Source organism: Sphingomonas sp. Leaf412, assembly GCF_001425405.1.
GTDB lineage: Bacteria > Pseudomonadota > Alphaproteobacteria > Sphingomonadales > Sphingomonadaceae > Sphingomonas.
The window spans coordinates 365,192-387,655 of the sequence record NZ_LMQP01000003.1; the positions used below are offsets into that span (position 1 = coordinate 365,192).

21 protein-coding genes and 1 tRNA gene are annotated in these 22,464 nt (G+C 68.5%); 14 read left to right on the forward strand and 8 right to left on the reverse strand.

The genetic code is table 11. The annotated features are described in order from the left end of the window. Positions 1-22: 22 nt before the first annotated feature. Complete coding sequence (gene alr / locus ASG29_RS08915) at positions 23-1,048, reverse strand: alanine racemase (RefSeq protein ID WP_055982959.1); 1,026 nt, start codon at positions 1,046-1,048, stop codon at positions 23-25. After that, complete coding sequence (locus tag ASG29_RS08920) at positions 1,045-2,661, reverse strand: MFS transporter (protein ID WP_055982961.1); 1,617 nt, start codon at positions 2,659-2,661, stop codon at positions 1,045-1,047. Before ASG29_RS08920 ends, alr begins: the two co-directional genes overlap by 4 nt. 197 nt (positions 2,662-2,858) lie before the next feature. On the opposite strand from ASG29_RS08920, the gene ASG29_RS08925 reads away from it, so the two are divergent. The 8 genes from ASG29_RS08925 (at position 2,859) to ASG29_RS08960 (ending at position 11,237) form a co-directional block, all read left to right on the forward strand. Further along, a complete protein-coding gene (locus ASG29_RS08925) occupies positions 2,859-3,839 on the forward strand; it encodes a M48 family metallopeptidase (RefSeq protein ID WP_055982964.1) in 981 nt (326 codons plus the stop codon). Positions 3,840-4,046: 207 nt separating this feature from the next. Further along, the gene (gene dapB, locus ASG29_RS08930; RefSeq protein WP_055982966.1) at positions 4,047-4,775 is read left to right on the forward strand and encodes a 4-hydroxy-tetrahydrodipicolinate reductase; all 729 of its coding nucleotides are present in this window, start codon (positions 4,047-4,049) and stop codon (positions 4,773-4,775) included. Beyond that, on the forward strand, positions 4,772-5,440 hold the full coding sequence (gene nth / locus ASG29_RS08935; protein WP_055982968.1) for an endonuclease III: 669 nt from the start codon (positions 4,772-4,774) through the stop codon (positions 5,438-5,440). The genes dapB and nth overlap by 4 nt, the downstream gene beginning before the upstream one ends. Further along, positions 5,437-5,802 (forward strand): hypothetical protein, encoded by a 366-nt coding sequence (locus tag ASG29_RS08940; RefSeq protein WP_055982969.1) that lies wholly within the window; start codon positions 5,437-5,439, stop codon positions 5,800-5,802. The genes nth and ASG29_RS08940 overlap by 4 nt, the downstream gene beginning before the upstream one ends. A 45-nt stretch (positions 5,803-5,847) precedes the next feature. Next, positions 5,848-5,924, forward strand: a tRNA-Arg gene (locus ASG29_RS08945). 283 nt (positions 5,925-6,207) lie between these two features. After that, a complete protein-coding gene (locus tag ASG29_RS08950; protein ID WP_162242958.1) occupies positions 6,208-6,717 on the forward strand; it encodes an RNA polymerase sigma factor in 510 nt (169 codons plus the stop codon). 13 nt (positions 6,718-6,730) lie between these two features. Next, positions 6,731-7,732 (forward strand): FecR family protein, encoded by a 1,002-nt coding sequence (locus ASG29_RS08955; protein WP_055982974.1) that lies wholly within the window; start codon positions 6,731-6,733, stop codon positions 7,730-7,732. A gap of 463 nt (positions 7,733-8,195) precedes the next feature. Further along, on the forward strand, positions 8,196-11,237 hold the full coding sequence (locus tag ASG29_RS08960) for a TonB-dependent receptor plug domain-containing protein (protein ID WP_235532844.1): 3,042 nt from the start codon (positions 8,196-8,198) through the stop codon (positions 11,235-11,237). Positions 11,238-11,644: 407 nt separating this feature from the next. Here the strand turns inward: ASG29_RS08960 and ASG29_RS16705 are convergent, their stop codons facing one another. Beyond that, a complete protein-coding gene (locus tag ASG29_RS16705) occupies positions 11,645-12,352 on the reverse strand; it encodes a hypothetical protein (protein ID WP_156457959.1) in 708 nt (235 codons plus the stop codon). On the opposite strand from ASG29_RS16705, the gene ASG29_RS08970 reads away from it, so the two are divergent. Then, positions 12,339-12,770, forward strand: a complete 432-nt coding sequence (locus ASG29_RS08970) for a hypothetical protein (RefSeq protein ID WP_156457960.1) — start codon at positions 12,339-12,341, stop codon at positions 12,768-12,770. The two genes, ASG29_RS16705 and ASG29_RS08970, sit on opposite strands and share 14 nt — an antisense overlap. A gap of 57 nt (positions 12,771-12,827) precedes the next feature. Here ASG29_RS08970 and phhA read toward each other — a convergent pair whose 3' ends face one another. Further along, positions 12,828-13,712 carry a phenylalanine 4-monooxygenase gene (phhA, locus tag ASG29_RS08975; RefSeq protein WP_055982981.1) on the reverse strand — a complete coding sequence of 295 codons (885 nt, stop codon included), beginning with the start codon at positions 13,710-13,712 and terminating at the stop codon, positions 12,828-12,830. A gap of 22 nt (positions 13,713-13,734) precedes the next feature. Here phhA and ASG29_RS08980 point away from each other — a divergent pair, with 22 nt between their 5' ends. Then, a complete protein-coding gene (locus tag ASG29_RS08980; RefSeq protein ID WP_055982984.1) occupies positions 13,735-14,397 on the forward strand; it encodes a DUF2459 domain-containing protein in 663 nt (220 codons plus the stop codon). Here the strand turns inward: ASG29_RS08980 and ASG29_RS08985 are convergent. The 3 genes from ASG29_RS08985 to ASG29_RS08995 form a co-directional block, all read right to left on the reverse strand. Further along, positions 14,394-14,774 (reverse strand): hypothetical protein, encoded by a 381-nt coding sequence (locus ASG29_RS08985; RefSeq protein WP_055982986.1) that lies wholly within the window; start codon positions 14,772-14,774, stop codon positions 14,394-14,396. The genes ASG29_RS08980 and ASG29_RS08985 overlap by 4 nt on opposite strands. 392 nt (positions 14,775-15,166) lie before the next feature. After that, positions 15,167-15,610 carry a DUF3597 domain-containing protein gene (locus ASG29_RS08990; RefSeq protein WP_055982988.1) on the reverse strand — a complete coding sequence of 148 codons (444 nt, stop codon included), beginning with the start codon at positions 15,608-15,610 and terminating at the stop codon, positions 15,167-15,169. Next, complete coding sequence (locus ASG29_RS08995; protein WP_055982990.1) at positions 15,607-16,854, reverse strand: hypothetical protein; 1,248 nt, start codon at positions 16,852-16,854, stop codon at positions 15,607-15,609. The genes ASG29_RS08990 and ASG29_RS08995 overlap by 4 nt, the downstream gene beginning before the upstream one ends. A 172-nt stretch (positions 16,855-17,026) precedes the next feature. On the opposite strand from ASG29_RS08995, the gene ASG29_RS09000 reads away from it, so the two are divergent. From ASG29_RS09000 to ASG29_RS16410, 3 genes are all read left to right on the forward strand, one after another. After that, positions 17,027-17,299: a BrnT family toxin gene (locus ASG29_RS09000; protein WP_055982992.1), complete on the forward strand. Its 273-nt coding sequence runs from the start codon at positions 17,027-17,029 to the stop codon at positions 17,297-17,299. Continuing rightward, complete coding sequence (locus ASG29_RS09005) at positions 17,259-17,543, forward strand: BrnA antitoxin family protein (RefSeq protein ID WP_055982993.1); 285 nt, start codon at positions 17,259-17,261, stop codon at positions 17,541-17,543. The genes ASG29_RS09000 and ASG29_RS09005 overlap by 41 nt, the downstream gene beginning before the upstream one ends. 143 nt (positions 17,544-17,686) lie before the next feature. Continuing rightward, entirely contained in the window at positions 17,687-18,610 is a 924-nt protein-coding gene (locus ASG29_RS16410; RefSeq protein WP_235532845.1) for a RelA/SpoT domain-containing protein, read from the forward strand. A 23-nt stretch (positions 18,611-18,633) separates the two neighbouring features. On the opposite strand, the gene uvrA is transcribed toward ASG29_RS16410, so the two are convergent. Beyond that, complete coding sequence (gene uvrA, locus ASG29_RS09010) at positions 18,634-21,531, reverse strand: excinuclease ABC subunit UvrA (protein ID WP_055982995.1); 2,898 nt, start codon at positions 21,529-21,531, stop codon at positions 18,634-18,636. A gap of 277 nt (positions 21,532-21,808) precedes the next feature. Between uvrA and ASG29_RS17510 the strand changes: the two genes are divergently transcribed. Continuing rightward, a complete protein-coding gene (locus ASG29_RS17510) occupies positions 21,809-22,435 on the forward strand; it encodes a PEPxxWA-CTERM sorting domain-containing protein (RefSeq protein WP_055982997.1) in 627 nt (208 codons plus the stop codon). Positions 22,436-22,464: the final 29 nt, after the last annotated feature.

The following is a 22,464-nucleotide window of genomic DNA, read 5'->3' on the forward strand; positions in this document are numbered from 1 at the left end:
CTACGCTCAGCACGAACGGTGGTTAGGCCCACACCCGCGCGAACCTCTTCCCCAGCCCGGTCAGCAATTCATACTGGCTCATCCCCGACGCCGCCGCCGCGCGCGGCAGGTCGGGGTCGAACCGCACCCGGTCCCCCTCGCCGACGGCCGTAGTGCCCAGGTCGAGCGCGACGAGGTCCATCGATACCCGCCCGATCACCGGCAGCACCGCGTCGCCCGCGAACGCGCGGCCGCGATCCGAGAAACCGCGCCAGTATCCGTCGGCATAGCCGAGGTTCACGATCCCCACCCACGTCTCCGCCGCCGCGATCCAGCAGGCGTTATACCCCACCGTCGCGCCCGCCGGCACCAGCCGCCGCTGCAACACCTCCGCCTCGATCGTCGCCACCGGCCGCACGACGTCGGCCAGCGCGGGGGAGGGGATGCCGCCGTACAGCGCCAGCCCCGGCCGCGTGAGGTCGAAGGCGTATTCGGCGCCCAGCGCGATTCCCGCCGAATTGGCCAGGCTCATCCGCCGCGCCCCCGTCCGCCCGCGCAGCGCGGCGAACGCCGCCAGCTGCCGCGCGTTCATCGCGCTGTCGTCGTCCGCGCAGGCGAGGTGGCTCATCAGCGTGTCGATGCTCAGGCCGTCGAGCAGCCCCGCCGCGATGTCGTCCGCCGATATGCCCAGCCGGTTCATGCCCGTGTCGACCATCACGTCGCACGCGCCCCCGTGCGCCGCGCGCCAGCGCGCCACCTGCGCCGCGGTGTTCAGCACCGGCCGCACGCCGGGCAAAGCGATCGCCGCCATGTCGTCGGCGCGCACGCCGTGCAGCACGGACAGCGATGCGCCCGACCCCGCCAGCGCCGCCGCCTCCGCCCAGGTCGCGACGAAGAAGTCGCGGCACCCCGCCGCCCGCAACCGCGCCACCACGTCGCGCGCGCCCAGGCCGTAGCCGTCCGCCTTCACCGCCGCGCCGCACGCCGCATCCCCGCTCATCCGCGCCAGCGCGCGCCAGTTGGCGACGAGTGCGGCGGTATCGAGCAGCAGACGGTTGGGCGCGGTCATCCCTGCGCGGTTAGCGCCTCGTCCCCGCCCGCGCCACCGCCACGATCGTCCCTCAGCCACACCGCGGTGACGATCAGCGCCATCAACGTCACGCCCCAGGTGTACCAGAGGCCCGCATACGGATCGCCCGTCTTGGCGACGATATACTGGCTGATGAAGGGCAGGAATCCGCCGAAATATCCCGTGCCCAGATGATAGGGGATCGACAGCGAGGAATAGCGGATCTCGGGCGGGAACATCTCCGCCAGCAACGCGGCGACCGGGCCGTAGGTGATGCCAGACAGCAGCGACATGCCCAGGATCGCCAGCAGGATCAGCGCGATATTCCCCGCCGACGGCACCACCTTCGCCAGATCGTATCCCGCGTTGCCGAGGGCGGCGTCCAGCGCGGCGGCGTCGGGCTGGCCGATGTCGGTCGATCCCACCGTCACGTGCGTCACGGCTCCGGCGGCGACGGTGTAGGGCACGCCCTTCTTCGACAATCGGTCCAGCAGCTTCCCGCACGCCGTCCCCTGTTCCTTCGCGAACGGGCTGTACGAACAGTCCGCGCCGTGGACGACCACCGGGTTCGTCGCCGCCGCGCGCGACAGCGCCGGGTTCGCCGCCGATCCGATCGTCCAGAAGATCGGGAACAGCAGCAGCAACGTCAGGATATAGCCGACGACGATCGGTTTCTTGCGCCCCACCTTGTCGCTGACGTGCCCGAACAGCAGGAACCAGCCGACGCCCGCCAGCACGCCGACGCCGGTGATGAGCTGCGCGGTCGTCTCCTCCACCCGCATCGTCGTTTGCAGGAAGGACAGGACCGAGAACATCGCGGTGTACCAGATCACGGTCAGCCCCGCCGCGATCCCGAACAGCGCCACCAGCATCCGGCGCACGTTGCCCGGATAGGTGAAGCTGGCCTTCAGCGGATTGGCGACGCGCGTCCCCGCGGCGCGCATCTTCTGGAAGACGGGGCTCTCCGACAGCTTCAACCGCATCCACAGCGAGATCGCCAGCAGCGCGATCGAGAACAGGAACGGCAGGCGCCAGCCCCAGTCCTGCCACGCCGCCTCGGTCATCACCGCCTTGAAGAACAGGATGACGGCGAGGCTGAGCAGGAACCCGCCGACCACGCCCGCCTGGATGAAGCTGGTGTAGAAGCCCGACCGTCCCTTCGGCGAATGTTCCGCGACGTAGATCGCCGCGCCGCCATATTCACCCCCCAGCGCCAGCCCCTGCGCGACGCGCAGCAGCAGCACGATCGCGGGCGCGGCGAAGCCGATCGTCGCCGCACTGGGCGTCAGGCCCACGCCCGCGGTCGCGACGCCCATGAGCGTGATCGTGACGAGGAAGGTGTACTTCCGCCCCAGCCGGTCGCCGAGATAGCCGAACAGCGCGGCGCCTAGCGGACGGAAGCCGAAGCCCACCGCGAACCCCGCCCATGCCAGCAACGTCTGCACCGCCTCGTTCCCCGCGGGAAAGAACGCGCGCCCGATGATCCCCGACGCGGCGAGCGTGCCGTAGATGAAGAAGTCGTACCATTCGAACACCGTCCCCAGCGCGGAGGCGGAGATGACGAGGCGGATGTCCTTGCCGCTCGGTTCGTCGGCGATCGTCGTGTCGGTCATCCGTTCGATCTTCTCCTTCGCTGCGCCGCCCGACCGCCCTCACCCTTCCGCGGCTTCGCCGCTCCCTCCCTCTCCCGCCGGGATAGGAGCACCGGGTGAGGACGGCCCGTGGCAGGCGGCACAGGCAGACGTTTCTCCCTACCTACCCCACCCGCCCGCGCTTGCAATCGCCCCGTGCATGCGCGACCCCGCGCGCGATGATCCGGTTCCTCACCGCCCTCGCGCTCGTCGCCGCGTCGCCCGCGACCGCCGTGTCGCCCGATACCGCCCCGTACGAGGGCCTGCGCGAACTCGACACCCGGCTGGCGCGGATCGCCTATCGGCTGGTCACCGCCAATGTCGCGCTGTGCCGGGAGCAGCAGCCGGTGCTGGGCCTGACCCTCCACGCCATCGACCAATATCCCGCCGCGGATGCGACCGCGGTGCGGCAGGTGTTCGGCTTTCCCGCGCCCGTCGCGGTCGAGCTGGTCGTGCCCGGCGGTCCCGCCGCCGCGGCGGGCGTGCGGGCCGACGACGGCGTGACCGCGATCGACGGCGTCGCGCTGCCGGTCCCCGCGCCGTCGGGGGACGTCACCGCCGCGACACGCGACGCCGCGCAGGCGCGCCTCGCCGCCGTCGCGCCCGGCACGCCGGTCGCCCTGTCGCTGCGGCGCGGCTCCATCGCGCAGGTCGCGAGCGTGCGGCCGGTCGCGGGCTGCCGCGCGGAGTTCGAGGTGCTGGCGACCACGAAGCTGGGCGCATCGTCGGATGGAAGGGTCGTGCAGGTCGGCGCGCCGCTGTTCCTGCGCTTCGACGACGAACAGATCGCGGTCGTCGTCGCGCACGAACTGGCGCACACGATCCTGCGCCACCGCATCCGGCTGGAGGCGGCGGGGGTGAAATGGGGCCTGCTCGCGCAGTTCGGCCGCAACGCGCGCCTGTTCCGCGAGACCGAGACCGAGGCGGACGTGCTCGGCGCTTTCCTGCTGCGCAACGCGGGCTGGGACGCGCAGGCGGCGGTGCGCTTCTGGCGGACGCAGGGAGCGAAGATCGACGGCGGCATGTTCCACAGCCGCACGCATCCGTCCGCGAAGGACCGCGCCGCGACGATCGAACGCGCGCTCGCCGCGATGCCCGCCGCCGCGCCAATCCCCTACGCCCCGGCGATCCTGGCGCAGCGCGACGCGCCGTTGCAATGACGCCTTCCAAAACATTGTAATAGAACGACAAAAAAGGACGCTGTCCTACATCCCGCGATCCTGCCATCGTCCCGCCCGACCGCCGTCGCCGACCGGTCGTCCCGATGCGCGCGATCCGCCCGACCGTGCGACCTTTCGTGACCTTTCGCCCCCGCCGGCCCCTCGACCCCGCTGGCGCCGTGGCGTGGTTCGCGGTAGCAGGCGCGCATGACCAGTATCGGCATCTACGGTTCCGCCGGCCGCATGGGCCGCGTGATCGCCACCATCGTGGAGGCGGAGGGCGCGACCGTCGCGGGCGGCGTCGACGCGGGCGGCGATCCCCTGCCGCTGGCGCAGGCGGCCGACGTGCTGGTCGATTTCTCCACCCCCGCCGCGCTCGAATCGCACCTCGCCGCCGCGGTCGCGGCGCGCACCCCGATCGTGATCGGCACCACCGGCCTGACCGCGGCGCACCACGCGCTGATCGAACAGGCCGCCGATATCATTCCCGTGCTCCAGACGGGCAACACCTCGCTCGGCGTCACGTTGCTCGGCATCCTGGTGCGCGACGCCGCCGCGCGGCTGGGCGCCGACTGGGATATCGAGATCGTGGAGATGCACCACCGGCACAAGGTGGACGCCCCGTCGGGCACCGCGCTCCTGCTCGGCGACGCCGCCGCGGCGGGTCGCGACACGCGGCTGGGCGAGGTGCGGGTGGACAGCCGCGCCGGCCTCGTCGGCGCGCGCAGCGAAGGCACGATCGGCTTCGCCAGCCTGCGCGGCGGCTCCGTCGTCGGCGACCATATGGTGGTGTTCGCAGGGGAGGGCGAGCGCATCGAACTGGGCCACCGCGGCGAGGACCGCTCGATCTTCGCCCGCGGTGCGGTGAAGGCGGCCCTGTGGCTCGCGGGCCGTGCGCCCGGCCGCTACGCCATGGCCGAGGTGCTCGGCCTTTGAGGAAGGCGGACGCGTTCGAATTCTACCGCCGCCTCGCGGAGGCCAACCCGCATCCCGAAACCGAGCTGGAATCGGTCAACGACTACACCCTCCTCGTCGCGGTCGTCCTGTCCGCGCAGGCCACGGACGCGGGCGTGAACCGGGCGACGCGCGCGCTGTTCGCCGCGGTCGACACGCCGGAAAAGATGGTGGCGCTCGGCCTCGACGGGCTGAAGCAGCATATCCGCACGATCGGCCTGTTCAACACGAAGGCGAAGAACGTCATCGCGCTCAGCGAGGCATTGATCGCGCACCACGGCGGCGCGGTACCCGCGGACCGCGACGCGCTGGAGGCGCTGCCCGGCGTCGGGCGCAAGACCGCCAACGTCGTCATGAACACCGCCTTCGGTGCGGAGACGTTCGCGGTCGACACCCACATCTTCCGCGTCGGCAACCGCACCGGGCTGGCGAAGGGAAAGACCGTGCTGGCGGTGGAAAAGGCGCTGGACAAGGCGACGCCCACGCCGTTCCGCCTCCATGCGCACCACTGGCTGATCCTGCACGGCCGCTACGTGTGCAAGGCGCGGCGGCCCGAATGCTGGCGCTGCATCGTCGTCGACCTGTGCGCGTTCAGGCCCAAGACGCCGGCGCCCAAGGTGCCGGTCCCGAAGGAGCCCCGCGCATGACTCTCCGCCCGATCGCGATCCTCCTGCTGCTGTCGACCGCCACCGCCGGCAGCGCGCGCGACCGTATCCCCGCCGCCGTCCCCGACGGCGCACCGCGCGCGTGCGTGCCGTTGCAGAAACTGCGCGAAAGCATCGTCCGGTCCGACCGCATCATCGATTTCCGCATCGCGCGCGACCGCTATTATCGCGTCACCCTGCCGCAGGCGTGCCCGGGCCTGGGGTTCGAACGCCGCTTCTCCTACGCCACATCGCTGAGCCAGTTGTGCGCGCAGGACATCATCACCGTCCTGATGCAGGCGCCCCCGATGGCGGGCGCCAGCTGCGGCCTCGCCCCGTTCCAGCCGGTCCGCATCGCGCGCTGAAAACGGCTTGGCATCCGCCACGCACCCCTGCTAGGCGACGCGAAGGCACCCGTAGCTCAGCTGGATAGAGCGCTGCCCTCCGAAGGCAGAGGCCACTGGTTCGAATCCAGTCGGGTGCACCAGCTTTTTTCCATTGATCGGGACAGGTCGCGGCCCCGCGCGCACGGTGCGGCGACGGACGTCGGCGGCGTCAGCGCGCGGTTGAAGCGCGTCGCGGCTTTGTGATACGCCGGGGCACCGAAGCGGGCGCCAGGGACTGTTGTTTGCAATGCGGATCAAGCTGTCGGGCCGCGTGGACTTCGGTTTCCCCGATCGTGCGCGACGTCCGTGAACCGGACCGGCGCGTCAGCCATGGTGGGCGGTTCGGCCGCCGACGCAACCGACGCGCCCCGGCAGGGGGGCGGCGTGCTGGAAGCCGCATTCGCCGCCAACCGGCGCAACCTGCTCAGCTTCATCCGCTCCCGCCTGTCCAACGACATCGCGGAGGATGTGCTGCACGAGGTGTGGCTGCGCCTTCCCCGGGGCGATGCGTCGGCGCCGGACGTGCGATCGCCGCGATCCTATCTGTTCCGCATCGCGCATAGCGCGATCATCGACCACGAACGGCAGCGGCGGGCCAAATCGGCGCGCGACACCGCCTTTGCGGACGTCAGCCGGATCCTGGAAGACTGCGGCCGCGCGGATGCCGAATCGACGCTGATCCATCGCCAGTTGATCGCGCGCGTCGGTACGCGGCTGCACGCCGCGGGACATCGCGTCGCCACGGTCTTCCGCCGGCACCGGATCGACGGGGCGACCCAGCGCGAGATCGCCGACGAACTGAATGTCAGCATCGGGACGATCGAGGGCGACCTGCGCAAGGCGTACCGACTGCTGCTCGACCTTAAGGCGGAATATGACCAGTCCCATTCCTGAGGCGCAAGGCCGGATGAGCGACCGTCACTGGAACGAGGCGGCCGAAATCGAGGGCGCGGTCGACTGGTCGATCCGGACCGCCTCCCCCGATTTCGACGATTGGGACGCGTTCGGCGACTGGATGGACGGTGACGCCCGTCGTCCCGCGCTGCTCGAACGGGTGGGCGCGGCGGCGGCGTTCGGGGAGCGCTTCGCCGGCCACGACGACGATGTCGCCGCGGACGGCGCGACCGGCGCGGCGGCCGAGGGACCGGTCGCTTCCGCACCGGGGCGCTGGCCGGGCTTCCTGCCGATCGCGATGAAACGGATGATGCCGATCGGCGCCGTCGCGGCGGTCGTCCTCGCGATCGCGCTTGCCGTGGTGCTGGCCGTCCGCCCCCAGCTCCGCGGATCGCGGGACATCGTGACGGTCGCCTCCGCCGACGGCGGGACGCGGGAGATCCGCCTGCGCGACGGTACCGTCGTCGGGCTGTCGGGCACGGCGCGCCTGCAACTGGACCGGGGCGACGCGCGCTGGGCCAGGCTGGACCGCGGCCAGGCGCTGTTCCGGGTCCGGCACGATCCGGCGCGTCCCTTCACGGTGGTCGCGGAGGGGCAGCGGCTCGTGGATGCGGGCACGGTGTTCGAGGTGGCGGTGGAACCCGCCGGGCTGCGCGTGGATGTCGCGGAGGGCGCCGTGCTCGTGAACCCCGATCGCACCGACGTGCGGCTTGATCCCGGGCAGGGCGCGCGCATCGCGGACGGCCGCGTGGTACTCGTGTCGATCCCGGCCGGCGACGTGGGACGATGGTCGCGACCGTCGATGCGGTATCGCGACGCCGCGCTGTCGACCGTGGCCGCGGACCTGTCGATCGCGCTGGGCCGGGACGTGCGCGTCTCGCCGGACCTGCGGGCGGAGCGGTTCACCGGTGTCGTCAGTCCGGCGGGACTGCGCGACAACCCCGCCGACGTCGAGGCGCTGTTCGGTGTCCAGGTCGTCCGGGCGGGCGACGCGTGGAAGATGCGGCGCCCGTAGGCCCGCGACGCGCCGCCGGGCGGGAATCGCGCAGTATCCGGCGGATACGGTCGTCGGCGGCGCCGATCGCGACCGCGGCGACCCTGCCCGAATGCGCCCGACGGCGAACGTTCCTGCGGATGAAATAAAAACTTTAAGGGTTCTGCCCCGCAGCTTCGTCTTCCCCGCGAAGGATCAACCCTGGCGTTGCCTTCAGTCATAAATCCGGGGGCGGGGCAGATGGGACCAACGACGTTGCGCATATTCGGGGGCCGCGTGCCGCCGCTGTCATTCCGTACGCCGGATGGCGTGGCGGGCGGACGGGCACGTCCCGTTGCGACGGAACCGGCCACGCGCTGACGACGGCACGCGGCGTCCGCGGACCGACAAAACCAACCAACTCAACGCTTCAAACGGCCGTTCAGGGCGGCTGCCGGACCGACGTACCGCAATGACGGGCGTCGTCCGAAACGGGGGAAACGACATGAAGACGATCGTGAAACTGATGGCGACGACCAGCTTCGTCGCCGCGATGGCGACGGTGGCGGCACCGGCATGGGCGCAGGAGACGATGCCGACGCTTGCGGGCGATCCGGTCGCGGACGCGAAGCTGCGTGCCGAGGGCGCCGATACCGACACAAGCGGCCGGGACGAACTGGTCGTCACGGGCACGCGTATCGCCCGCCCGAACACCAAGTCGGCGGCGCCGATCGTGACGACCACCGCCGCGGAGATCGCGGCGCAGGGCGCCACCACGATCGAGGAGGTGCTGAACCGCCTGCCGCAGGTGCAGGTCAACACCGAGCAGAATTACAGCGACTCCGAAGGGCGGCAGCGCATCAAGCTGCGCAGCCTGGGCTACGAGCGCACGCTGATGCTGATCGACGGGCTCCGCTTCGGCCTGCCGAACACGATCGACGTCGGCATCGTCCCGACGATGCTGACCGAACGCGTCGACGTGCTGTCGGGCGGCGCCTCGTCGGTATACGGGTCGGACGCGGTTTCGGGTGTCGTGAACTTCATCCTGAAGAAGAATTTCGAAGGCGTGCGGCTGGACGGGACGTACAGCTTCTTCAATCACCACAATCGCGACGGGGTCGCCGCCCAAACGGCCCGGGCGGTCGGGCTGAATTTCCGGTCCGGCTGGGCCAATGACGGCGCGCGCGTCAACCTCAACATCGCGTCGGGCCTGAACTTGTTCGACAACCGGGTGAACATCACCACCTATCTCAACTACGCGCAGTCCGACCTCCTGCCCTTCTCCAATCGCTCGCATTCCGCGTGCGAACTGACCAAGTCAAGCCGCACCGCGGCGCCCGCGTGCCTGCGCGCCTCCTACACCGGCGCCGGCACGATCATTCCGCGCTCCGGGCCGCGCAACGGTCAGTTCCTGGTCAACGATCCGACCGGGTCGAGGACGTTCGTCCCGATCAATTCCGCGCCCGGGACATCGGCGAATCCGTTCGACGACTTCTCCTATCAGCGCGATTTCAAGCGGTGGAACACCGGCGGCTTCCTGACCGCGGAGATCAACGACCAGATCGAATTCTACGCCAACGTGCTGGCCTATCGCGATTCGTCGTTCAACACCCTGCTCAACCGCAACGAAAGCTACCTCAACTTCGGGCAGCCGCCGTATCGGGTGAACTGCGACAACCCGTTCCTGTCGAGCGCGCAGGCGCGCGACCTGTGCGGCGCGTCGGCCGGGGTGGCGGGCAGTTCCGCGCTGCTGGACGTCCGCTATCGTTTCGACGGCCTGCCCGCGCGCCGGACGCGCTACGTCAATCAAAGCTACCGCATCACGTCGGGCCTTCGCGGACGTACCGCCGACGGGATCTGGAGCTACGATCTGGCGGGCATGATCTCGCGGTCGCAGATCGAGTCCTATGGTACGGCGTTCGTTCCCTACCAGCAGTTCAACAACACCCTCGACGTCATCAACGTCAACGGCCGGCCGACCTGCCGCGTCGGCGGCGACTGCGTCCCGTTCAACGCCTTCATTCCGAACAACAGCGATCCGGCGATCGCCGAGTATCTGTTCAACGAAAGCAACCAGGCCGCGATCATCCGGACGCCGCGACTGCTCCAGTTCCTCGGGACGGTCAGCGGCGACCTGGGCAAGTACGGGATCGTCTCCCCGCTGGCATCGCAGGGCGTCGCCGTCGCGCTGGGCGCCGAATACCGGTCGGAACTGGACCGCAACACCCGCAACGCCGCCGCCGCCCGCGACGACCTGGGGGCGGAATCGCGCTTCACGCAGACCGTCCTGGAATCGAACATCGAACTCCAGGCGCCGTTGATCGAGGATCAGTCGTGGACCGACCTGCTCCAGGTCAACGCCGGCTATCGCCTGTCCAAGTACAATCGCCTGCAAGGCAAGTTCGATACCTGGAAGGTCGAGGGCCTCTGGTCGCCGATCGCGGACGTCTCATTCCGTGGTTCGTACAACAAGGCGCAGCGTGCGCCGGACGCCCGGACGGTGAACGAGGCGCAGGACGTCTTCACCGAAGCGGGCTTCTTCTCCGACCCGTGCGGGCCGCGCATCAACCCGAGCGACCCCAACGGCCGGCGGCTTCCCCCGATCTACACCGTCGCGCAATGCCGGAACACCGGACTGCCCGACAACCTCTACAACTCGCCGTCGCTCGCCTGTCCCGACGATGCCTGCACCGTCCGCCAGAACGGCTATCCGCTACAGCCGGAGACCGGTTACACGACGACCTATGGCGTCGTCTTGCGCCCGCGCTTCCTCCGCGACCTGGTCGTGTCGGTCGACCGGTGGCAGATCAATGTGCGTGACGAACTCGCCTTCGTTCAGCCGCAGGAATATCTGAACGAGTGCCTGACATCGGGGCTCGACTATTTCTGCCAGGGCGTCGTCCGAAATCCCGGAACGGGCACATTGTTCAGCGCTGCCGGACGCACCATCACCACCGGTTACGTCGTCCGCGGCGTGCGCAATGCCTATCGGTCCAAGTCGGAAGGTATCGATTTCCAGGGCCAGTACGATCTGAACCTGGGCGGCGCGGGTCGGATCAACCTGAACCTCAACGGGACGCTGATGACGTATGTCGGCGGGCAGGCCACGCCGATTTCGGTTCCGCGCAACTGCGTCGGCTATTTCGGCTATGGCTGCGGTGAAAGCATGCCGCGCTGGGCACACCAGTTCCGCACGACATGGACCTCGCCGGACAAGCAGGCCAATATCTCGCTGAACTGGCGTCACCGCGGCGGCATGCCGCTGGCCGTCTACGCACCCGCCGACCGCGGCGTGCCGGAGCAGCCCGACGATACGAAGTGGACCGACTATCCCGGTATCAAGGCGTACAACTGGTTCGACCTGTCGTTGAGCTTCGACGTGTCGAAGCAGATGACGTTCCGCCTGGCCGCCAACAACATCTTCGACATCGATCCGCCGCTGGTTCCGAACAGCCGCGAGCGGATCGGCCTGCTGCGTACCAACACCGTCATGGGCTATGATCTGCTCGGTCGGCAGCTCGTCGCAGGCTTGTCGGTCCGTATGTGATCGACTCCCCGTCGGCGGCCCTGAAGGGACGTCGACGGGTCGTCCGCAGGAGGGGGTCGCCGGACGGCGGTACCCTCCGGCGGGCGTGCGATGCCGCCACGCTACGGGCGGCGTCGTGAGGAGGCGGTGAGCGGGGCCGTACGGCGGACCACCGATTCGACCGTCGCGCGCGCGCACGGGAAGGGCATGATACGCGCACGGTCGAACCGGTGCCGTCTCGTCACGACCCGCAAGGAAGGATGGACATGCTTGGTTTGACGATGGCGGCCATCGCCTTGCTAACGGTCCAGGCACAGGGTGGCAGTCCGGCCGCGTCGGTCGGGCGTTCGCCCCCGACCGACGTTCGGTTGCGCTGCGACGCGGGTGCGCGCCGTCCCGCGATCGGGTCGCCCGCCATGATCGCCGCGTTAAAGGATTGGGTGGCGCGCGTGCCCGCGGCGCGAAAGGCCGACGCCGCGTTCATGACGGCGCCGCTCGATCGCGCGACAGCCGCCCAGGCCCTGCATATCCTGACCGCCGCGAGGCTGAAGGAACTGGTCGACAGCCGGGGGGGCGAGGTCGCCGCCAAGGCGCTGGTCGTGGACGGAAAGACGCTGCGATGGGAGTCGCGTACCTTCGGCAATGCACCGTTCGGCCACCGCAGCCTGTGGATTTCGATGCACGGCGGCGGCAACGCTCCCCCGGAACTGAACGACCAGCAATGGGCGAACCAGATCCGTCTCTACACCCCGGCGGAGGGGATATATCTCGCGCCGCGCGCGCCCACCGACACGTGGAACCTGTGGCATGAGCCGCATATCGACCCCATGTTCCAGCGGCTGATCGACGATCAGGTGGCGCTGAACGGCGTCGACCCGGACAAGGTCTACCTGATGGGGTACTCGGCCGGCGGAGACGGGGTCTGGCAACTGGCGCCCCGGATGGCCGACAGGTTCGCCGCGGCGGCGATGATGGCAGGGCATCCGGGCGATGCGTCGCTGCTCCCGCTGCGCAACCTGCCGTTCGCGATCCTGATGGGCGGCGCGGACAGCGCATATGATCGCAACAGGCTCGCGGTGGAGCGGACGGCGGCGTTGGACCGGCTGCACGCCGCCGATCCGCGTGACTACGTCCACCTGTCGCATCTATCCCGGCCTGCCGCACTGGATGGACCGGCGGGATGCCGAAGCAGTGCCATGGATGGCGACCTTCACGCGCAAGCCTTGGCCGTCGAGGGTGACATGGGTACAGGACGATGTCGCGGCGACGCGATTCTACTGGCTCGAAATTCCGGACGTCGCGGCGGCGCGTACCGGCGACACGATCGACGCCCGTGTCGTCGGACAGCATATCGTCCTGCGGGGGAAGATACCGTCGGGCCTCATGCTGCGATTGTCGGACGCGCTTGTCGATCTGGACCGTCCCATCCGGGTGACGATGAACGGCGCCGAGGTGTACCATTGCCGCGTGCCTCGTACGGCGCGGGCGATCCAGCATTCCCTGCTGCAACGCGCCGACGGGACATCGGCGGCTACGGCGATACTGACGCTCTAACCAGAGCCCTACCGGGAACGCCGTCGCGCAGTGCACGCGCAACATCGGCGCCCGGAATCACGGGTGTGCTATCTGGCCGGCCCGACGCGCGGCATGTTCCTGCGTGCCGCGGGTCACGACCGTGTCCTCGGGCAGGATCGTCGCGATGGGGATGTCGGGTTCGGCGGCGATCGTCGCGTATAACGGGGCGAAGTCGGTATCGACGGTGGCGCGAAGCAGTTCGTCGAAGCTGGAGATGACGAAATAGTTCTGCTGGAAATCGTCGATGCGATAGTCGGTCCGCATGACGCGGGCGAGGTCGAAGCCGAGCCGGTTCGGGCTGTCGCTTTCCAGCGCGAAGCGGGTTTCGGCGGCGGACGAGACGATGCCCGATCCGTAGATGCGCAGGCCCTCCGGTTCCTGGATCAGGCCGAATTCGACCGTATACCAGTACAAGCGGCCGAGGTTCTTCAGCGCCCCCAGTTCCAGTGCGCGCTGCCCGCCGCGGCCATAGGCCTCCAGATAGTCGGCGAACACCGGGTCCGCGAGCATCGGGACGTGGCCGAAGACGTCGTGGAAGACGTCGGGTTCCTGGATATAGTCCAGCTGGTCCGGGCGGCGGATGAAATTGCCCGCGACGAAGCGGCGGTTGGCCATGTGGTCGAAGAACACGTCGTCGGGGACGAGGCCGGGCACCGCCACCACCTGCCACCCGGTCAGCGCCATCAGCCGGTCGGACAGTTCGGCGAAGTCGGGGATGCCCGGTTTCGACAGGCGCAGCACGTCCAGTCCGCGCAGATACGCCTCCGACGCGCGGCCCGGCAGCAATGCCGACTGGCGGGCGAACAGCGTGTCCCACGTCGCATGTTCCTGCGCGGTGTAGCGGTCCCAGTCCTGCGGGATCGTCCAGTCGACCCCGGCATGGGCGGGCGGGGTGTCGAGAACGTGCGTGGCGTCGGTCATGTCATCGGCATAGCATGAGGTGATGAGGACATGCATCCGACTCCTTGGCGGGATAGCCGCCGCGACCGCGCTGCTGATCGCGGCCTATGCGGTCGCGGCGGCGATCGGCAGCCGGGTCGCGGTGAACGCGTCGTGGCGCGCGCCCGTCGCGGGCGGCGTGACCGTGTGGGTGGAGGACAATGGCGTCCACACCTCGATCGTGATGCCCAAGCGGGCCGCGGGGGTCGACTGGACCCGTGTCTTCCCCGCGGGTGCCATCCGCGATCCGCGCTACGGCGGGTGGGGGCATGTCGCGGTCGGCTGGGGCGAGCGCGGTTTCTTCGTCGGGACCCCGACGTGGTGGGACGTGCGGCCGGGCACGATCGTCAGGGCGGTCGCGGGCAGTCCGGACACCGTGCTGCACGTCGAGCATGTCGCCCCCCCGGTGGCGGGGCGGGCGGTGCGCGCCGTCGTGCTGCGGCCAAGCGAGTACCGGCGGCTGGCGGCGTTCGTGCGCGCATCGCTGGGCGAGGGAGAACCGGTCCGGGGCTATGACGGACATGACGCTTTCTATCCGGGGCGGGGGCGGTACGACTGGCGCACCACGTGCAACGTGTGGACGGGCCGCGCCTTCGCCTTCGCCGGGGTCCGCATCGGGCGATGGACGCCGACCGCGGGGGGCGTGATGCGCTGGTTCCCGCGCTAGTCGGCCTGGTTCGCGACCGTGCCCGCGGTGGCGGCGAGCGTCGGGGCGGGACCGGTGGCGGGGCGCAGCGCCTCGCGCTCGCTGTCCGGCACCGCGGCGGTGGGATCGGGGCGGAAGGCCAGCGGCGCACGATCGGTGCCCGGCGTCGGCGCGTCGAGGGCCAGATCGGGCGCGGCATGCTCGGCGCCGTCGGGGCGGCCGAGCGCGCGATCGAGCCAGCCCAGCTTCAGCGCGCCGAACACGCCCGCCGCGAGCGCGCCGACCGCACCCGCGGCGGCGATCACGATCGTGCGGCCCGCGGTCTTGTCGGCGCGGGGGCGGCGGGTGGCGGGGCGGCGGGCGGGGGCGCGGCGGCGGGGCTTGGGAGTATCGGTCATGGGTGGGTCAACCGCCGGGCGGGGTAGGCGTTCCCGCGGTGGGCCAGTGCGCGGCGTGGCGTGGTAGATGTCATCGGGCGGGCTCGCGGGGTTTCTGGCGGGATGGTGCTACGATATCGCAGGTCGGGGGATGTAGAACAGGGGAAACCGCTAGTATCCGCCAGCACCCCGTCGCCCCGGACGGGCCCCAAGATCCATCGTGCCGCACGGTCGTCGGCTGCTGCCCTTGCGACGTCACGGATGCCGGGGCGAGCCTGGCGTGACGGCGCCGGTTCTCGCCGTCGTGCCGCCTTCGCCGGGGAGGTGGCGATCCCCGCGTGGTGCGAGGGGCCGGGGGGCGCGGACCGCGGGCGGGGGGCCCGGTCGCTTCCGCGCCGGCCCGTCCCGACCGGTCAGTCCTTCAGGCCCGCGGGGACGGTGCCGCCGTTCTTCTCCAGCTCGCGCATCACCGCCTTGTGCAGCCAGATGTTCATCTCCGCCGACCCGTCCGTCGCGCCGGTGTAGCCGAGTTCGGTCGCCAACTCCTTGCGGTTCGACAGGCTGGAATCGATGTCGAGCAGCTTCATCAGGTCCACGATCGAGGTGCGCCAGTTGAGGTCGGGATTGCCCTTCTGCTGCTGGATGCGGGTCAGCACCTGTTCGACGTCCACCGCCTGCGCCGGGGCGGGGGCGGGCGGTGCGGCGGGAGCGGGCGGCGCGGCGGGCGCGGTCGCGGTCGGGCGCGGGGCGGCGGGGGGAGGGGGCGCGGCGGGCGCATCCTTCCGGCCCGAGAATTGTCCGCCGAGCGGGCCGTTGTCGCCGAAGATCGCCTTCTTGATCGCGCCGAAAATGCTCATGGGAAATCGTCCTCGCTGATACCGTCAGGCCAAGACGAAGCAGCCGGGCAAAGGTTCACGCCCGCCGCGCCGGGGAGCGGCGCGCCGGTGGCAGGCCGGGCCGGGGCGTCGCGGGAGGGGGCGATGTCGGGCCGGACGGCCGGATCGGACGGGGTGGCGGGCGCATCGTCGGGCGGGGGAGCGGCCGCGATGCCGAAGAACGCGTCGCGCGCGATCGCCAGCGCCGCCAGTTCCTGCGGCGAATGCCGGTGGGGGTCGCCGCCCATCACCTGCGCCTCCAGCGGGCACAAGGTGCGGCGATAGTCGGGATGGTCGGGCTCGTGCTCCTGATGACCGACGAAGCCGGGCGGGGGCGGGAAGCTGGTCCGCCATGCCTCCCACGCCTCGTCCCACCAGACGCGGTGCGCGTGCGCGTCGGCGGCGTCGGGCGAATGTTGCGAATGTTGAGGCGCGGAAGGGGTATCGGCGGCGGCGTCGATCGCGGGGCAGGCGAGCGCGACGAGGCCCGCCGCCTCCGCGCGCGCCCATTGTTCCGCGGTCCAGGCCGCCCGGTGCGCGGGGTCGAGGTCCGCGACGGCGACCTCCTGCGCGGTGGCGACGCCGGTGCGCGCGAACCGGTCCGCGGCGGCGAGCGCGTAGATGGGCGCGAGATCGGCGGCGGCGGCGTCGCTTGCGTCGTTATCGGCCAGCCCGCCCGCGCGCCGCGCGAGGAACAGGCCCGCGCGCGCCGGCCCCCCGTCATGGCCGAGCAGGTCGAGGAAGGCGTCGAATTCCTGCGCGACCAGCCGCGCGGCGCGCGCATCGGCATCGGCGGCGGCCTCCACCTGCCGGTCCAGCCGGGCGAGCAGCGACAGCGCGAGGCGATTGTCGTGGCGGTGGCGGGTGACGACCGTCTCGCCGCGGACATAGGTTTCGACCTGTCCGTTCAGCGCGCGGACGAGCAGGGTTTCCGCGATCGCCTCCCGCGCGACCAGCGCCGCGGCGCGCCAGCCGAGCGCGAAGGCGGCGCCCTTCGCCGTGCGGCGGAAGGCGTAGGCGGAGGTGACCGACAGGCCGACGCGCGCACAGGCCGCCTCCGCGCCCTCGCCCTCCGCGATCCCTTCCAGGAAGGCGCGCTGGTTCGCGGCGGACCAGCCGTCCTGGCGGCGGGAGATGTGCGCGGGGTCGTGGGGGAGGAGTGGCGGCGGGCTGGTCGCCTTGCGGGCGGGGGCGGTGATGCCTTCCATGGGCGAGGTGACGGTCATGCGCGGTCTCCCGGTGCGGATGTGCGCGGGAGGGTGCGGGATGTTGGAGGGTGTAGGACAGGGGGGATTGGGGTTGGCGGCGCGGCGGGCGTGGACCTTGGTACGAGGCCGGGGTGACGGGCGGTCGGGGCCACGCTTGACGGCTTGATTTCCGTAGTTACATAATGGACGCGTGGAAATCAGCTTTGACCCCGAGAAGCGCGAGAAGACGCTGCGCGAGCGGGGGCTGGATTTTGCGGATGCGGGCCGGTTGTTCGCGGGGCTGACCTACACGCGACCGGACGAGCGGTTCGATTATCCCGAGCCGCGATTCCAGACCTACGGGTTGCTCGATGAGCGGTTGGTGATGGTGGTGTGGTCAGACGCGATGCGGGGACGGCGCATCATTTCGATGAGGAAGTGCAATGAGCGAGAGCAAGCCTGGTTCGGAAAGCACCTGGATTGACCCGGACGATGCGCCGGAATGGACCGACGAGATGATCGCAACCGCGGAAATCGCGGTCGGCGACCGCATCATCCGTCCCGGCGCTTGGCGCACCGCCGGTCGTCCGCCGCTGGGCGCGAGCGCCAAGCGGCAGGTGACGCTGCGGCTCGATCCGGATGTGATCGAGCGGTTCCGTGCGGGTGGCGCGGGGTGGCAGGGGCGGATGAATGAGGCGTTGAGGCGGGCGGTGGGGTTGGCAACCTGACCTAGACGCAGTACTAATATATTTGATAATTATAAAGCGAGCGCGCTAACTTTATGACTTCATTTCCCGAGCCAAAATATACTGCGAGCAGAGTTTCTGCTGCTGGCCGGCGATTTCGTAAAGGTAGGGCTACCGAAGATGACATGCAGGTTATTGAAAATTGGCGTGCGTCTCATGCTCACGTAATTAATACATTTCAAATGACTCTTCGTAACCGAGCGAAGGATAAAGCGAAAGTCGGTCAAAGGTTAAAAAGGCGCGTAACAATTTTAGACAAGGTAGTCAGGGAGCCTAACATGGCTCTTGCGGCAATGAATGATGTTGCTGGCTGTCGATTGATTTTTGAAACGGTGGATGAACTCTACTCATTTAGAGATAGTTTGCGTTTAGCTAGAATGAATAGTAGAAGAAGTGTAGAAAAATCAAAGGATTACATACTCCATCCAAAAATCTCGGGATATCGAGGCGTCCACGAAATTTATGAGTATATGGGTAAGCCGGGCTTTTCGACTGCTTACAATGGCCTTCATGTTGAAATTCAGTATCGGACGAGCGCTCAACACGCTTGGGCTACTGCGGTCGAAACGGCGGGCATGACGTCGTTGAACCAGCCGAAATTTGGTCGGGGCGATCAGGATTATCTAGAGTTTTTTCGAATAGCTTCGGAGATAATTGCACGGACTACTGAGCACAGAACCTCCTGCCTGCCCGAAACAAGTGATAGTGATCTCAAAAACCTCCTCTACAAATACGAGGAGCGGACGCATCTTTTGTCATCGCTTGAAAGACTTCAGACGGCAGCGCCAGTTCTTGACTTCAAGCAGAATACGATTTTAATGTTCTCGCTTGAGCCAGAAACACTTGGACAGTTGCAAACTCGTTCGTATGAGTCATTGACTAGCGCCATGAGAGAACTAAGTGAACTTGAGACAAAATTCGAAGGTAAATCAGATATCGTTCTAGTTAAATCGGTTGATATCCCTAGTCTTACATATGTTTATCAAAACTATTTTTCAAATACTTCCGGTTTTGTCGATATGGTTCGAGATGGGGTTGATTCATTATAGTTTGTAAAATTATTTAAGACAATTCAATTGGTGTTCAGCTCCTTCCCCAACAACGGCGCCAGATACCGCCCCGTAAAGCTGCCCTTCACCCCCGCGACCGTCTCCGGCACGCCTTCCGCGACGATCTCGCCGCCCTTCACGCCGCCTTCGGGGCCGAGGTCGATGACCCAGTCGGCGGTCTTGATGACATCCAGGTTGTGTTCGATCACGACCACGGTGTTGCCCTGCTCGACGAGCGCGTGGAGGACTTCCAGCAGCTTGCGGACGTCCTCGAAATGCAGGCCGGTGGTGGGTTCGTCCAGGATATACAGCGTGCTGCCGGTGGCGCGGCGGGAGAGTTCCTTGGCGAGCTTCACGCGCTGCGCCTCGCCGCCGGACAGGGTCGTCGCCTGCTGGCCGACCTTGACGTAGCCCAGGCCCACCTCGACCAGCATCGCCATCTTGTCGCGGATCGGGGGCACGGCCTTGAAGAATTCGGCGGCGTCCTCGACCGTCATGTCCAATACGTCGGCGATGGAGTGACCCTTGAACTTCACCTCCAGCGTCTCGCGATTGTAGCGCGCACCGTGGCACACGTCGCAGGTGACGTAGACGTCGGGGAGGAAGTGCATCTCGATCTTCAGCACGCCGTCGCCCTGGCACGCCTCGCACCGGCCGCCCTTCACGTTGAAGCTGAAGCGGCCGGGCTTGTAGCCGCGCGCGAGTGACTCGGGCAGGCCGGCGAACCAGTCGCGGATTTGGGTGAAGGCGCCGGTGTAGGTCGCGGGGTTGGAGCGCGGGGTGCGGCCGATCGGCGACTGGTCGATGTCGATGACCTTGTCGAGGTGGTTGAGGCCGGTGACCTTGTCGTGCTTGCCCGCCAGCATGCGCGCGCCGTTCAGCTCGCGCGCGGCGGCGGCGTACAAGGTGTCGAGCGTGAAGCTGGACTTGCCCGAGCCGGACACGCCGGTGATGCAGGTGAAGGTGCCGAGCGGGATGCTGGCGGTCACGCCCTTCAGGTTGTTGGCGGTGGCGTTGTGGACGGTCAGCTTCTTGCCCGATCCCTTGCGGCGCTTGTCCGGCACGGGGACCGCGCGGCGGCCGGTCAGGTAATCGGCGGTGACGCTGCCCTTCGATTTCAGGAGCTGCTTCAGCGTGCCCTGCGCGACGATCTCGCCGCCGTGGACGCCCGCGCCGGGACCCATGTCGATGACATAGTCGGCGGTGCGGATCGCGTCCTCGTCATGCTCCACCACCAATACAGTGTTGCCGAGGTCGCGCAGGCGGCGGAGCGTGGCGAGGAGCATGTCGTTGTCGCGCTGGTGCAGGCCGATCGAGGGTTCGTCGAGGACGTAGAGGACGCCCGACAGGCCGCTGCCGATCTGCGACGCGAGGCGGATGCGTTGCGATTCCCCGCCGGACAGGGTGCCCGACGTGCGGTCGAGATTCAGGTAATCGAGGCCGACGTTGTTGAGGAAGCCCAGCCGCTCCACGATCTCCTTCAGGATGCGTTCCGCGATCGCGCGCTGCTGATCGCCCAGGTGCGACGGCAGGTCGGTGAAGAAGGCGAGCGCGTCGACCACGGACAGGTGCGTGGCGTAGCTGATGTCCTTCATGGCGATCTTCACCGCCAGCGCCTCCGGCTTCAGGCGCGCGCCGTGGCAGACTTCGCAGGCTTGCGAGGACTGGTACTTGCCCAGTTCCTCGCGCATCCACGCGCTTTCCGTCTGTAGCAGGCGGCGGTTGAGGTTGCCGACGACGCCCTCGAACGGCTTCTTGACGTCGTAGGACTTCTTCCCGTCGATGAAGGTCAGGGTGACGGGTTTCCCCTTCGTCCCGTGGAGGATGATGTCGCGCACCTCCTGCGGCAGGTCGGCCCAGGGGGTGTCGAGCGCGAAGTCGTACGCCTTCGCCAGGCTGCCCAGCACCTGCATGTAATAGGGCGAGGGCGGGTTGGATTTCGCCCAGGGGACGACCGCGCCCTTCTTGATGCTGAGCGCGTGGTTGGGGACGACGAGATCCTCGTCGAAGATCAGCTTCTCGCCCAGGCCGTCGCATGCCGGGCAGGCGCCCTGCGGCGCGTTGAAGCTGAACAGGCGGGGTTCGATCTCCGCGATCGTGAAGCCGCTGACCGGGCAGGCGAACTTCTCGCTGAAGACGATGCGGCCGGGGGGGGCGTGGTCGCCAAGGACCGCCGACGCGGGGGTGCGCGGTTCGACGGGGTCGGCGGGGTCGACATAGGCGAGGCCGTCGGCGAGCTTCAGCGCCTGTTCGAAACTGTCCGCCAGCCGCGTGCCGATGTCGCCGCCGACGACGAGGCGGTCGACGACGACCTCGATGTCGTGCTTGAACTTCTTGTCGAGCGCGGGGGCCTCGTCGATCTCGTACAATTCGCCGTCGATGCGGACGCGGGTGAAGCCCGCCTTCTGCCATTCGGCCAGCTCCTTGCGATATTCGCCCTTCCGCCCGCGCACGACGGGGGCGAGGAGGTAGAGGCGCGTGCCCTCGGGCAGGCTCATGACGCGGTCGACCATCTGGCTGACCTGCTGCGCCGCGATCGGTTCGCCGGTGGCCGGGGAATAGGGGATGCCGACACGCGCCCAGAGGAGGCGCATATAGTCGTAGATTTCGGTCACGGTCGCGACGGTGGAGCGCGGGTTGCGGCTGGTCGTCTTCTGCTCGATCGAGATCGCGGGGCTGAGCCCCTCGATATGGTCGACGTCGGGTTTCTGCATCAGTTCCAGGAACTGCCGCGCATAGGCGCTGAGCGATTCGACGTAGCGGCGCTGCCCCTCGGCATAGATGGTGTCGAAGGCGAGGCTGGATTTGCCCGAGCCCGAGAGGCCGGTGATGACGGTGAGCGTGTCGCGCGGGATGTCGACGCTGACATCCTTCAGGTTGTGCTCGCGCGCGCCGCGGACGGAAATGTGGGTGAGTGCCATGGGCGAGGGTTCTACTTCCGTTCCGCGGGGGAGGCCAGTGCCGGGAGATAGGGATGCGGCGGCGGACGGGAAAGGGCGGTGCGCCGTGTCGCCGTCGCGCGGGCCGTTCCGTCAAATCCTTACAATATGGCCGGAATGGAACAAATTGCGATGATATGGCGGGCGATTCAGGTTAAGAAACGATGAGGATCCGCTGCGCCGTAGCGGAACGGGCGGACCGACCGGTCCGTGGGTCGACCGCGGCTTCCCCGATCGACCGCCACGAGGGGGAAACGACATGAAAATCATGTTTGCCGGGACCATCGGCGCCGCGGCGCTGCTTGCCGCCGCACCGGCCATCGCCGCCACGCCGTTCGACCTGGAGGGCGTCGCCGCGGGCAGTTATGCGAGCCTCGTCGTGGACGACGGCCCGGTCCAGCTGACCATCACGTCCGAAGGCGGCGGCGTCGTGCTCGTCGGGGACAGCAATGTGGCGCTGATCGGAAAGGGCGCGGCGAGCGTCCGGGACGGCAGGTTTTCGGCCAAGCGTTTCACGTTCAACCAGTCGATCGGGTCGATCACGTTCAACTACGGCGATGCCGGCGGGGACGACGACAATCCCGTGAACGTGGCCGCGTTCGACGACCTGGGCGTGCTGCTCGGCACCGTCGTCGGCAGCTACGACCGGGACGAGTCGCTGGGCGGGTCGATCACCTCGACCTTCTCGGGCGCGCGCTACTACATCCTGTCCAGCGGGTCGGGCGACGCCAATCCGAACAGCCTGTTCTGGGACGTGGCGTCCTATTCGCTCGCCGGTGGCGGGGTGCCGGAGCCGGCGACGTGGGCGCTGATGATCCTGGGCTTCGGCGCGGTCGGTGGCGCGATGCGCCGCCGGTCGGGCCGGGCGGCCGCCGTCGCGGCCTGACCCTGCCGCGCGCAGGAAAGGGGGGGGGG